The sequence below is a fragment of the Tenacibaculum sp. genome, assembly GCF_048269885.1.
In the GTDB taxonomy this organism is placed as follows: domain Bacteria; phylum Bacteroidota; class Bacteroidia; order Flavobacteriales; family Flavobacteriaceae; genus Polaribacter.
Genome location: NZ_JBLWTZ010000014.1, coordinates 60,916 through 73,727, shown reverse-complemented (window position 1 = coordinate 73,727; position 12,812 = coordinate 60,916). Strand labels below are relative to the sequence as shown.

The window sequence follows — 12,812 nt, the reverse complement described above, 5'->3', positions numbered from 1 at the left end:
AGTTGATTTTGGAACTTTATGGCTACGCTAGTAGTAGCCTAAAGTTTTAAAAACCAATGATACTAAAATTACGTAAGTGTAAGGTAAAGGAATAATAATGAGAAAAGAGTTTTTTATAGTTTTACTGTTCAGTGTTTTGTTTTGGGCATGCTCAACAGAAAGTGAATCAATAATTAATGATAGTGCTGAGGCTGTAAAAGAGAACAGAAAGCCTACAGGAGCCTCAGCAAATGATTTGTTATCGGACAATAGTTATAAAAAAATGATTGTTGAGCTAGCTTATATTGAAGGTTTTGAGCCTACAGAAGAAGCAAAGAATAATTTTAAAAACTTTATTGAAGAAAGAACTTTCAAATCAAACGGAGTAGAATTATATACGAAACCAATACCTGCTACAGGAAAAGAAGTCTATACAATCAACGATGTTGTAGCGATTGAGAACCAGTATAGAACTTATTATAATACACAAAATACTATAGCGGTTTGGGCATTGTTTGTAAATGGTAAATCTTCAAAAGACTCCGATTCTTCTTTTGTTTTAGGTACTGCATATTATAATACGTCATTTGTAATCTTTGAAGAAACTATTAGAGAACTAAGTAATGGTGCATTTGAACCAGAAAGAAGCTTATTAGAATCTAGTGTAATTCACCATGAATTCGGACATATTTTAGGGCTTACAAATTTAGGAACTCCTTTGCAGACAGATCATGAAGATGCAGATCATCCAAAACATTGTAACGAAGAAAGCTGTTTAATGTATTGGGCAGCAGAAACTAGTCAAGGTATAGGAAACGTATTCTCATCAAATCAAATTCCAACATTAGATAGCCAATGTATAGCAGATTTACAAGCTAATGGTGGAAAGTAGATCGTAAAATTAAATCGATAAAAAATGAAAAAAATTCAGTTAGTAATAGTATTTATAACAATGATTAGTGCATCTATAGTTGCACAAGATAGTAGTAAAAAGTCCAAAGCTGGTATTAAAGGAGGATATAACTTGTCTGCAGTGAGTTTTAATGGAGACTCTGAAACAGAACAGCTACATGGTTTCCATATAGGTTTTTATGGAGAGTCATTTATAGGAAATAATGTATCACTTCAATTGGAATTACTGTATTCACAACAAGGATATAAAATTATAGATGGAAGTGGTACTTATAAGCAAGAGTTAGATTATATAAATCTTCCTTTAATGGTAAAACTGTATCCTTCTGATAACTTTTTTTTAGAGGCAGGACCCCAAATAGGACTTTCAATAGCACATAAAGAAACTTTTGATAGTGGCTTTATTCTGTATGATACCTCAAAAGAGTTTGATCCTAGAAATTTTGATTGGGGATTGAATTTTGGTGGAGGTTTTAAAACAAATAGTGGAGTAAGTTTAGGAGTAAGGTACCATTTAGGATTGAATGATATATATGATGAAGATAAACCCAAAAATAGAGTCTGGCAGTTTTATATAGGGTTTGACTTTTAATAAAAAAAGCGGTGTTTTATACATCGCTTTTTTTGATATTAAGCTCTTTTATCATAAAACATGATATTATTTCTAAATTTGTGAAAATGAAAGTAAGAAGAAATGATAGAATTGTCAGAAACATTTTGGAACAATAAGTACTTACATAATAAAACTGGATGGGATTTAGGAAAAATATCTAATCCGTTAAAAGAGTATTTTGATCAATTAGAAGATAAAAATCTTCGAATTTTAATACCTGGTGGAGGCAACTCATACGAGGCGGAGTATTTATTTAATAAAGGATTTAAGAATGTTTTTGTAGTTGATATTGCCAAAGAACCTTTAAAAAGAATTCAAAATAGAGTTCCTGGCTTCCCGAAGGAAAATTTAATTCACGCTGATTTTTTTGAGTTAAAAGGTACTTTTGATTTGATTATAGAACAGACTTTTTTCTGCGCTATCAATCCAGAGTTAAGACCTAAGTATGCTGAAAAAACACGTGAATTACTTGTTGAAAAAGGTAAGCTAGTTGGCTTGCTGTTTGATGCAGTACTAAATGAAGACCATCCACCTTTTGGAGGAAAAAAAAATGAATATGAAAGATACTTCGCACCGTATTTTACAGGAAGTATGGAGTCTTGTTATAACTCATCAGAAGGTAGACAAGGAATGGAACTATTTATTAAAATGATAAAAAAATAACCGTTGAATTAATTCAACGGTTATTTTTATTTAATTAGGCTCTTACTTCTTTAGCCTCTTGCTTTTTTTGTTCGTTACGTTCAATCTTATGATCTGGCCTCGTCCATTTTGGTTTTTCACCTAAGGCTTCGTATTGAGAATCTTTAGCTTCAACAGACTCTCTTTGCTCATGTTTAAAGAAAGGTTTCTGTGTGTTTAAACCTAAATCTTCAAACATTTTCATATCCTCGTTGATGTCAGGATTTGGAGTAGTTAATAACTTATCTCCTGCAAAAATAGAGTTAGCTCCAGCAAAGAAACACATTGCTTGACCTTCTCTACTCATTTGCGTTCTACCTGCTGATAAACGTACTTGTGAGTCTGGTAATACAATACGAGCAGTAGCTACCATACGAACCATTTCAAAAATGTTTACAGGTGGCTGCTCCTCTAACGGAGTACCCTCTACAGCTACTAATGCATTGATTGGTACAGACTCAGGGTGTGGAGAGAAGCGAGTTAAGGTTTCTAACATTCCAGCCCTGTCTTCTAATGATTCTCCCATACCAATAATCCCTCCAGAACAAACAGTTACATTTGTTTTACGCACGTTTTCAATAGTGTCTACTCTATCTTTAAAAGCACGTGTAGAAATTACATCGTCATAATAATCTTCTGAAGTATCAATATTATGATTATAAGCATACAAACCAGCTTCTGCTAAACGTTTTGCTTGGTTTTCGGTAACCATACCTAAGGTACAGCACACTTCCATATCTAGTTTATTAATAGTACGTACCATTTCTAACACTTGGTCAAATTCTGGTCCGTCTTTTACATTTCTCCAAGCTGCGCCCATACAAACTCTTGACGATCCCCCTTCTTTGGCACGTAAAGCTTGTGCCTTAACTTGGTTTACAGTCATTAAATCATTTCCTTCAACATTGGTGTGATAACGTGCAGCCTGCGGACAATATCCACAGTCTTCAGAACATCCACCAGTTTTTATAGAAATTAAGGTACTTACCTGTACGGTGTTTGGGTCGTGGTATTTTCTATGCATAGTTGAAGCCTCGTACAAAAGCTCCATTAATGGCTTATTGTATACTTCTAGAATTTCCTCTTTCGTCCAATCGTGTCTAATTTCAGTCATAAATTCGAGTTGTTTGTGGTGGTAAAAATAAAAAATTCCGCTTCGAAAGCGGAATTTTATGAGTCTTATTTTTCTCTGGAAGAAGAATTGTCTTCTTCAATTAGTTTTATGTGTTTTTTGATGTAATTAAAACAGAAACCGCATTCCCTCCAAAACCAACAGCATTTACTAATATTTTAGTGAGTTTTTTAGGTACTTGTTGAGGTTGAGCAAAAGGAACATCAATGAGTTGTTGGTGCTGTAACATTAATACGGCTAACTCTAAACTTAACAAACCAGATGCGCCAAACGTATGACCAAGTTTCCATTTATTGGTAGTTAAAAATGGTATGTTGTTAGAAAATACTTTTTGAATCGCATTAATTTCTGATTGATCTCCTTTAATGGTTCCAGGTGCATGCATTACAATAGCGTCAATTTCATCTGGAGAAATAGTGCCCAATGCCATTTTCATTGATTTTTGAAAACACTCAGCATCGGTAGTCACCGAGGTATTGTGTTTTAATACTTCCGTTGCATATCCAACCCCTTCAATAAAAGCGATGGCATTTTCTTTACATCCACTCTCTAAACAAAATACCGAAGCAGCTTCCCCTAACACCATGGTGTTTTTGGTTTTGTTTAGGTCAAAAGCCTTACAAGGATATTCATCGTTTTCTTTAGAATATACTTTTAATGCTTGCATTTGCGCGATAGTAAAATCAGTTAGTGAAGCTTCGCTGGCACCAATCATAAATTTTTCTGACATTCCCGATTGCAACCAGGCCACTCCGTTTAATAAAGAATGCAGTCCAGTTGAGCAAGTTATAGAATGTGAAATTTCAGGACCGTTACTTTGTAAATCATGTGCAATCCAAGAAGAAATATTTCCTAAAGTAGTGGTTGGAGAGCTTAAGGTAGATGATTTGCCTGTAGCCAAAAACTCCTTGTGGTATTTTTCAAATAAAGAAGTTGCTCCTCGAGAAGAACCAATATTAATTCCGAAGTTATCAGAAGCTTTCCAGTTTGTTTGTTCCATTGCTTTTCTAGCAACAAACAGCGTATACAAAACAGATGGATCTAAATTTTTGTATTTATTGTCAGAGTTTCTAACATTTTCAATAGCATGTTTATCTTCATCTGGTAATTGTGCTACCCATGCTTTGGAATCTTCAAAGTCTTTAAAACTTAAAAAATGCTGTTTATTAAGGTAGTTCTTCCATATTTTTTCAGGAGTACTTCCCAAGGCAGAAACAGAAGCAAATGATGTTATGGAGATAAGTTCTTTCAACACGATAAAATTTCAGCAAAAATAAAGGTAAAATCAAGTATTCTAAAGAAAATAAAAATATTTATCTTGGGATAAAATTATTGAAGTTATGAGTGAGCAACATCAAAAAAGTTGGTTTGGAAGAAACTGGTTGTGGTTTATACCATTAACTGGTTGTTTAGGGTTTATTTTATTAATTGTTTTAGGTGTGGGAGCAGCATTTTTCGGAGTATCGAAAATAATGACAAGCTCTACTCCTGTTGAATATGCTATTGAACAAGCATCTAAAAACGAGTTGGTTATTGAAAACTTGGGACAGCCTATTGAAAAATATGGGATTCCATCAGGAAATATTTCTCTTACCAATGACGATGGAAATGTAGATTTTTCTATTCCGATAAGAGGAGATAAAGGAGAAGGAACTCTTATTGTTAGAGGAATTAAGATAGATGGAGAATGGATTTACGAAGATTTATACGTCCATATTAAAGAAACTCAAGAAGAAATTAATTTATTAGAAAAGGAAAAAGTTCTAGAGACTATCTAGAACCTTTTCTATAGTTGTATAAATTTTATCAAGCTGTTCCTTTGTAATTACATAAGGAGGTTGAATGTAAATAGTATTACCTAGCGGGCGCAAGAAGACTCCTTCATTCATAAAAGATGTTAAAAGCTGGTCACGCAGCGATCCATAACGACCAGAATTGGTGTTTAAATCAATCGCTAAAATAACCCCTTTACCTCTTGTAGAGTTTACTTTTGGATGATTTTCTGTTTTTTTAGCAAAAGTTTTATTAGACTTTTCAATAAACTGAATATTGTCCTGAATTTCTTGAGTTTTCAAAAGCTCAATACTTGCCAATGCAGCACTACAAGCTATCGGATTCGCAGAATAGGTATGGCAATGGAAAAAACCTTTGGCAATATCGTTGTCTAAAAAAGCCGTGTAAATTTCTTCAGTACATGAAGTAATTGACATCGGAACCAATCCTGCGGTCAACGCTTTACTTAAGCATATAATATCTGGTTTGGTAGCAATTTCATCAGAAGCAAAATGATTCCCAGTTTTTCCGAAACCGGTCATTACTTCATCAGCGATGGTAAGAATATCATTGCTTTTGCAAACCTCCAAGATGTTGTTTAGATCTTCAGCTTTGTGAATTTTCATTCCAGCAGCACCTTGAACTAAAGGTTCGTAAATGAATCCAGCAACTTGGTTTTCTGAAATAATTTGTTTTAGTTGTTCTGCTATAAAGTCATTATTCTCACCGTTTGGGACAGGAATACGTTGAATATCCATTAAAAAATCTTCAAAAGGACCATTGTATACTGATAATCCAGAAACAGACATTGCGCCAAACGTATCACCATGAAAACCATCTTCAAAAGCAATAAAGGTAGTGCGCTTTTCTCCTTTGTTAAAATAGTATTGCAAAGCCATTTTAATACCCGCTTCTACTGCGGTAGAACCATTGTCGTTAAAGAAAATTCTATTTTGATTTTTAGGAAGAATATTCATCAATTCTTCCGATAATTTTATGGCAGGTTCATGGGTGAAATCGCTAAACATTATTTGATCTAATGTTTGCATTTGTTCATATACACGACTTGTAATATAATCATTACAATGCCCAAACATACAGGTATACCAAGACGAAATAGCATCGATATATTCGTTACCGTGTTCGTCGGTTAGGAGACATCCTTTGGCTTTTACAATTCCTAAACTGTTTGGATGTGTTTGATGTTGTTTTAGTGGATGCCACAAATGTTTTTTATCGCGTTCTTGTAAGTTCATATGTTTTGTTCTTTTGAAAAAGAGCTGTCAAATGTACAATAGAAATACATAAAACCACTCCGAAATAGGCAATAAACAATAGCCACATAATTGAGGTTGAAAACAATTCAGCAAAAAATGCAGGAAAAACTAAAAAGGCTTCTGAAGCAAGTAAGAAAAAGGTATAAACTATCCAGATGCTTTGATGGATTTTTGTCTCCAATTCTATCCAAATAAAAGGCAGGTACATTCCTAAAAATAGGAAATGTAACCAAGCTATGAGCATAAACCTGTTCGTTATAACTAAGTTCGAAAAGCAAGGAATACTACCAAAGCAATTCATGATTCCGATAAATAGTAGCAGCCCCAAAAATAATTGGTATGTGAGTTTTTGTTTTGAAAATGATTTTTTTAGTTTTAAGAGAAATAGCATCAGGATTATAGAGCCAATACCTCCAATAATTTGAATAGCAAGAAGACTAAAACTATACTTTAATGAGTGTGCATATAATAGTACAAGAGCACTAATAATTAAGATGGTTTGTTTTTTTGAGAGTCTAACTGCTGTTTTTTGGAAAAATATAGCAAGCATCCAAAGAAAAAAGGAGCCGAAATATTGAAAGTGTAAGTAGAAAAAAATAGCTTGTTGATACCAAGGAGAAGCTTGCATTTTCATTGCCATTAATGGCCCTAGTGCATAGGGGCCAATGGAAGAAATAAAATGAAAGATAATTCCTGCTTTTATTAATGTTAGGTCTGATTTTCCACCAACTAATCGTTTCCACAGTCTAATCACTAACCAATAACTAATCCACAAGTGTAAGGTAGAGAATATAATGGTAATCAATGCATACCCTTGTATAATAAACCCTACTAACAAAATGGCAATACAAACTTGTAAAGCAAGATATAATCGATAAGAAGTTTTATCAATTCCATTCGTAAACCGTGTAAAAAGCAGTGTTATTAAAGCATTGAAAACAAAACCCAATAACATAATGTGAGAATGGGAGTGCAATACAAACTTAAAAGGAAAGTTAGCAATGCTTCCTGTAAAAGCATAGCGCAAAACTAGTCCTATAATCCCTCCGAAAAAACCAAAAAGTAATGGAAAAGACCAAAGATGTTTTGCGGTAATGGCTTTCATTTATAGATTGCTTTTAAATAATTCAGCGTACTCCTTAATTACATTTTTATCGAAATAAGGCTCTTCTTCAATACGTCCAATTACAGACACACCTGTCATTTTTTTAATAATGTCCTCCGTTGTTTTATGTTCGTTTCCTGAAAAAATTAACGAAACTTCAAACCCTTTTTCTTTTAATAAGTTAACTGTTAATAAGGTGTGATTGATGCTTCCCAAATAATGACGAGAAACTACAATAACTTTATAATCAGGTTGAATAACGTCTAACAAGGTGTTTTTATCGTTTAAAGGAACCAGTAATCCACCAGCTCCTTCAATAACTATGTGATTTTTAGTCGAAGGCTCTTTAATGCTGTCAATTTCAATAGTCACTCCGTCAATTTCTGCGGATGCATGCGGACTCATTGGTGTTTGTAGTGCATACGAGTTTGGGTGAAAAACAGTGGTTGAGTTAGAAATTAGTTTTTCTACCTTATGAGTATCAGAATATTCTAAGTCACCTGACTGAATAGGTTTCCAATAATCTGCTTGTAAAGCTTCTGTGACAATAGCAGCAGCAACGGTTTTTCCTACTTCTGTAGAGATTCCTGTAATAAAATATTTTTTCATTTAAAAATTGTTTTACAATCGTTGCAGATGAATTTTTTACTTTCAAAAAAAGGAAAGAGCATAAAAAAGATATTTTTACGTTGTAAATCGGCAACTAGTATTTTTGTTGAATTACATTTAGGACAATGAATGTTATTTCCGTTTTCATCCTTTGTATATTCTCTTATTTCATTATAAATAGTAGCAGCTTTTTCTAAATCATTGTTGTGTACCAGTAATTTTACTCCACCAATAGCTTGACTAATCAATGGGTCAGAATCTATTGTTTTTTCATCCATCAACATGGTTTTGATATCTTCTGAATCTAATTTAGCCTTTACAACTTGTGCTTCAGTAGAGTATTCAAACACAGCTAAAATGGTATAATTATCTCGCATTGTATTTTTTAAACAAAAGTAGCAAGGTTCTCTAAAAGATTTGTAATTTCTTCTTTAGAATTATATGCGTGTAAACAAAAACGCAAACGTTCTTGGTTTGTAGGAACGGTAGGAGATAAAATAGGCTTCACTTCAAAACCCTGTTGCTGTAATTGTAAAGCCATACTTTTTACATGTTCGTTGCCAGAGATAATACAACAATGAATCGCAGAAGTACTCTCAATAAAATTTAACTGTAATCTGTTTGATTCAGAAATGAAATGCTGAATATTTTCTTGTAGTTTCTCTAGAGAGTTACTAAAAGCTAATTCTTCGTAAGCAATCTTTATGGTAGCTAAAGCATGAGGAGACAAGCCAGTAGTATAAATAAAGCTACGGGCAAAATTTACAAGATATTGTTGTAATTGTTTGCTTCCTAAAATGGCTGCTCCATGACATCCTAAACCTTTTCCGAAAGTGATAATTCGTGCAAAAATATTATTCTCTAATTGTAGTTTTTGAATCAACCCAAAATCAAATACACCTAAAGCATGCGCTTCATCTATAACAAAATGTACATTCGCATGTTTTTGGATTATTTGTGACATTGCTATCAAGTCGGGAGAATCTCCGTCCATAGAAAAAACAGATTCAGTAATCACATAAATTTCTGAATCGTTATTCTGAGTAAACCGAAGTATTTTTTCTTCTAAATCTTTTGTGTCATTATGTTTGAACTTAAAAGATTTTGCATTGGATAATTGAATCCCATCTCTTATGGATGCATGAATGAGTTCATCATATAAAACAATATCACCACGTTGAGGTACCGAAGCAAAAAAACCAATATTAGCATCATAACCAGAATTAAAAATCAAAGAAGTTTCTGAATTATGAAGTTTAGCTAACTGTTTTTCAACTACTGTATATAGTTTGTGATTTCCAGAAAGTAACCGAGACCCTGTAGCTCCATTAATCTTACTATTATTATCGACTAAGAACTGATGTGTCTTATCAAATAAAATTTCAGATTTTGCAAACCCTAAATAATCATTGGAAGAAAAATCAATAAGTGATTTTTTTTTGCCAAGCTTCCTCAAAGAATTCTGTGCCTCTCGTTGTATGATTTTTTGGTATAGTTTTTTAGGAAATTTCATAACGTAAAAATAAAGAAGTGCTTTTAATATAGTGATTCTTTGGTTAGAAATCTTAACATAAGTGTAAACGCATTAATTTAACAAAGTCTCACTTTTAATTATTCTTACTTTTAAAAGAAAATAATATAAATGGTCTGTTTTTTTAACAAAGTCTCACTTAAATAAGATTAAATTTATCAGCTTTAATGTCTTAAAGTTTTTTTATTTGTTTTTTAACAGATCTTATAATTTATGATAGCGTCAGAAAAGTTAGTAACTTACATGTATGTTTTGTTAGCAGTATATGCTGCTGTGATTTTATATTTCGTAGTGCGTGGTGCACGAAAGAATACAACTATAAAAGATTACGCTGTTGGAAATATAGGATTTCCTGCTTGGGTGGTGGGCTTATCATTAGCTGCATCTATGACAAGTGCTGCAACTTTTATTATTAATCCAGGGTTTATTTCACTTTATGGTATTTCGGGGGTAATTTCTTTTGCTGTGGTTTTACCAATTGCTGCGTTTATTTCTTTAGTTGTTTTTACAAAAGGGTTTGCTAAACATGGTAGTGCTGTAAAGGCTACTACAATGGCACAGTGGATAGGTAAGCGTTACGAAAGTAAAAACTATGCTTTTTTCTTCGGAATCATCGCGTTGTTACTCATTACATTTATTGTGTTAATTAATGTAGGGCTCACACAGGTTGTTTCTAAAGCATTAAATGTAAATCCTTTTTATGTATTGATGGGAATCGTTGCATTTGTTTTTGGATATATGATGTTTGGTGGGGCAAACTCGATGGTATATACCAATACTATTCAAGCTATCATAATGTTTGTAGTTGCATTGATTTTATTGGGGTCTGGTTTTGAGTTTTTTAAAGGAGGATTTGGTGGTTTTATGGATAAATTATCAAGTATTGATCCTAATTTAACGAAGCCTACAAATCCGTCAAGCTTTTTATTTAGAGATTATTTTGAAATCATTGTCACCCAGATAATTATCGGAGTGGCTATTGTTTGTCAACCACATATTATTACCAAATCACTGCTGTTAAAAGATGCCAAAAAAATAAATAACTACTTATTTAGTGGAATCGTTTTTATGGTTGTGTTCTTTTTGGTTGTTATTGTAGGGTTGTATGCGCGAATTAGTTTTCCAGATTTAACAGTTGATGGAAGAGCGCTAAAAATGGATGAAATCATACCAACGTATGTAGTAGCTAAGTTTTCTGTTGGGGTAGGTTTAATTATAGTTGTGGGACTTATTTCAGCAGGACTTTCTACGTTGGAAAGTTTAATACAGTCATTGTCAATCACAATTACTTCCGATATATTGGAACCTGTTTTTAAAGATAAGATTGGCGAAAATACCATAGCAATAAATAAAATAGTGATTGTCATTTTAGCAATTGTGAGCTTTTTGTTGAGCTGGGAACAAATTAAAAATCCAGATGTAAGTGTGGCAATCTTCGCGCAAAATGGAGTATATGCTTACTTTGCAGCTGCATTTGTGCCAGTTTTATTTGGAACTTTTTTAAGAAATGTATCTGTAAGGTCAGTTTTCTTAGCAAGCATTACTGCTATAGTAGTGCATTTTGGTATTTATTACGGTAGGCTTACGCCTTATATGCAGGAGCCTGTGAATAACCCGGGAGTTTCTGCGGCTTTTGGTATAGTTGCATCACTTGTAGTGGGATATATATTTTATAAATTAGACGCTAAAAAAACAAATGAGCACGTTAAACTGGATAGCTAAGTGGGCAGATTACACGCCCAATAAAGTAGCGCTTACTTCTTATGATACTCATGAAAACTATACGTATAAGGATTTAGATACCTATGCGGATAGATTGGTAGCTAAGTTCATTAAGATAGGGGTAGAAGAAGGAGATAGAGTTGCTGTTTTAGCAGAACACGGTTTAGAGTATATCGTTCTTTTTGTAGCTTGTCAAAGAATGGGGGGTATTTTGGTGCCTTTAAATTACCGTTTTTCTGTAAATGAATTACAAAAACTAATAGACGATTGTACACCCAAATTAGTTGTTTATAGTGAGGGTTTTATAGAGAAATTTGAAGGGTTGGAATTGGTGAGTTCTTCTGTGCTGTTAATGAATGATGTAAAATATTTCTATAAAAATAAAACGGTTGAAGTTGTAAGGAGAGACTATACTATTAAGGAAGAAAATCCATTGTTTATTTTCTATACCTCAGGTACTACAGGAAATCCTAAGGGAGTGTTGTACACAAACAAAATGTTGTTTTGGAACAGTTTAAATACCTCTATGCAATTAGGGATAACATTTAGAGATTCTACATTAAATACTTTACCGCCTTATCATACATCAGGATGGAATGTTTTTGTTACTCCATTATTGCACAAAGGAGCCCATATTGGGATGCTAGAAAAGTTTGATGCGGAAAAGGTGTTGTGCTTGCTAGAGTTAAATGAAACAACGTTGTTTATGGCGCTTCCAACAATGTTGTTAATGATGCAAAAAACACCTGTTTTTAAAAAGATCGGTCTTCAAGAACTGCGTTATATTATTTCTGGCGGAGAAAAAGTCCCACCTGAATTGGTGTCGTATTGGAAGAAAGAAAAAAACATATACATACGTCCAGGATATGGTTTAACAGAAGCAGGCCCTAGTATAACATCACTTCATCATAAAATGGCAGCGTTAAAACCTAACTCAATAGGCAAACCTAATTTTTATTTAGAAACCAAAATAGTAAATAAAGAAGGAGAGGAGGTAAAGTTCAATGAAGTAGGTGAACTATGTATAAGGGGCAATATTGTAACTCCTGGGTATTGGAATAACTCTGTAAAAACCAATAATGCTATTAAGAAAGGGTGGTTGTTTACAGGTGATTTTGTATATATGGATAAAGATGGTTATTTGTATATGAAAGGGAGAAAAAATGAGATGTATATCTCTGGAGGAGAAAATATTTATCCGCAAGAAATAGAAGCACATTTAGAAACACTAACAGGAATTAAAAAAGCGGTAGTGTTAAGCATGAAAGATGAAAAATGGGGAGAAATAGGGGTGGCTTTCATAACACTTGAAAATAAAGAAATTACGATTGAAGCTATAAGAGTAGAATTAAAGGAAACATTGGTGTCATACAAGCATCCAAAATATATATTCTTTTTAGATGAAATACCTTTAACAAGTGTAGGCAAAGTATCGAGAAAAGATTTGTTACGCTATTTTAATTCGATTAATACATAAA

Annotated in this window: 13 protein-coding genes; 6 read left to right on the top strand and 7 right to left on the bottom strand. The window is 33.1% G+C overall.

Annotated elements, in window-relative coordinates:
• Positions 1 to 97 precede the first annotated feature (97 nt).
• The 3 genes from ACN0WY_RS11720 to ACN0WY_RS11710 all read left to right on the top strand — a co-directional run bounded on the left by ACN0WY_RS11720 (position 98) and on the right by ACN0WY_RS11710 (position 2,167).
• Positions 98 to 871: a membrane metalloprotease gene (locus ACN0WY_RS11720; protein ID WP_417800460.1), complete on the top strand. Its 774-nt coding sequence runs from the start codon at positions 98 to 100 to the stop codon at positions 869 to 871.
• 24 nt (positions 872 to 895) lie between these two features.
• Positions 896 to 1,483 (top strand): porin family protein, encoded by a 588-nt coding sequence (locus tag ACN0WY_RS11715; protein ID WP_274634365.1) that lies wholly within the window; start codon positions 896 to 898, stop codon positions 1,481 to 1,483.
• Positions 1,484 to 1,588: 105 nt separating this feature from the next.
• Positions 1,589 to 2,167 carry a methyltransferase domain-containing protein gene (locus tag ACN0WY_RS11710; protein WP_417800482.1) on the top strand — a complete coding sequence of 193 codons (579 nt, stop codon included), beginning with the start codon at positions 1,589 to 1,591 and terminating at the stop codon, positions 2,165 to 2,167.
• Between the two features lie 34 nt (positions 2,168 to 2,201).
• Here the strand turns inward: ACN0WY_RS11710 and bioB are convergent, their stop codons facing one another.
• Together bioB and ACN0WY_RS11700 are read right to left on the bottom strand one after the other, a co-directional pair.
• Complete coding sequence (bioB, locus tag ACN0WY_RS11705; protein WP_330489398.1) at positions 2,202 to 3,299, bottom strand: biotin synthase BioB; 1,098 nt, start codon at positions 3,297 to 3,299, stop codon at positions 2,202 to 2,204.
• 106 nt (positions 3,300 to 3,405) lie between these two features.
• A complete protein-coding gene (locus ACN0WY_RS11700; protein WP_330489399.1) occupies positions 3,406 to 4,569 on the bottom strand; it encodes a beta-ketoacyl synthase N-terminal-like domain-containing protein in 1,164 nt (387 codons plus the stop codon).
• Between the two features lie 88 nt (positions 4,570 to 4,657).
• On the opposite strand from ACN0WY_RS11700, the gene ACN0WY_RS11695 reads away from it, so the two are divergent.
• Complete coding sequence (locus ACN0WY_RS11695) at positions 4,658 to 5,095, top strand: cytochrome c oxidase assembly factor Coa1 family protein (protein ID WP_330489400.1); 438 nt, start codon at positions 4,658 to 4,660, stop codon at positions 5,093 to 5,095.
• Here the strand turns inward: ACN0WY_RS11695 and bioA are convergent.
• From bioA to ACN0WY_RS11670, 5 genes are read right to left on the bottom strand one after another with little or no spacing between them, the layout of a single operon-like run.
• Positions 5,081 to 6,346, bottom strand: a complete 1,266-nt coding sequence (gene bioA / locus ACN0WY_RS11690) for an adenosylmethionine--8-amino-7-oxononanoate transaminase (protein ID WP_417800459.1) — start codon at positions 6,344 to 6,346, stop codon at positions 5,081 to 5,083. The genes ACN0WY_RS11695 and bioA overlap by 15 nt on opposite strands.
• The gene (locus tag ACN0WY_RS11685) at positions 6,324 to 7,472 is read right to left on the bottom strand and encodes a hypothetical protein (protein WP_417800458.1); all 1,149 of its coding nucleotides are present in this window, start codon (positions 7,470 to 7,472) and stop codon (positions 6,324 to 6,326) included. The genes bioA and ACN0WY_RS11685 overlap by 23 nt, the downstream gene beginning before the upstream one ends.
• Positions 7,473 to 8,081, bottom strand: a complete 609-nt coding sequence (bioD, locus tag ACN0WY_RS11680; RefSeq protein ID WP_417800457.1) for a dethiobiotin synthase — start codon at positions 8,079 to 8,081, stop codon at positions 7,473 to 7,475.
• Positions 8,078 to 8,458 (bottom strand): putative signal transducing protein, encoded by a 381-nt coding sequence (locus tag ACN0WY_RS11675; protein WP_417800456.1) that lies wholly within the window; start codon positions 8,456 to 8,458, stop codon positions 8,078 to 8,080. Before ACN0WY_RS11675 ends, bioD begins: the two co-directional genes overlap by 4 nt.
• A gap of 8 nt (positions 8,459 to 8,466) precedes the next feature.
• A complete protein-coding gene (locus tag ACN0WY_RS11670; protein ID WP_417800455.1) occupies positions 8,467 to 9,594 on the bottom strand; it encodes an aminotransferase class I/II-fold pyridoxal phosphate-dependent enzyme in 1,128 nt (375 codons plus the stop codon).
• Positions 9,595 to 9,825: 231 nt separating this feature from the next.
• On the opposite strand from ACN0WY_RS11670, the gene ACN0WY_RS11665 reads away from it, so the two are divergent.
• Together ACN0WY_RS11665 and ACN0WY_RS11660 are read left to right on the top strand one after the other, a co-directional pair.
• Positions 9,826 to 11,334, top strand: a complete 1,509-nt coding sequence (locus ACN0WY_RS11665) for a sodium/pantothenate symporter (protein ID WP_330489406.1) — start codon at positions 9,826 to 9,828, stop codon at positions 11,332 to 11,334.
• Positions 11,309 to 12,811 carry a class I adenylate-forming enzyme family protein gene (locus tag ACN0WY_RS11660; protein WP_330489407.1) on the top strand — a complete coding sequence of 501 codons (1,503 nt, stop codon included), beginning with the start codon at positions 11,309 to 11,311 and terminating at the stop codon, positions 12,809 to 12,811. The genes ACN0WY_RS11665 and ACN0WY_RS11660 overlap by 26 nt, the downstream gene beginning before the upstream one ends.
• The last annotated feature ends 1 nt before the right edge of the window (position 12,812 follow it).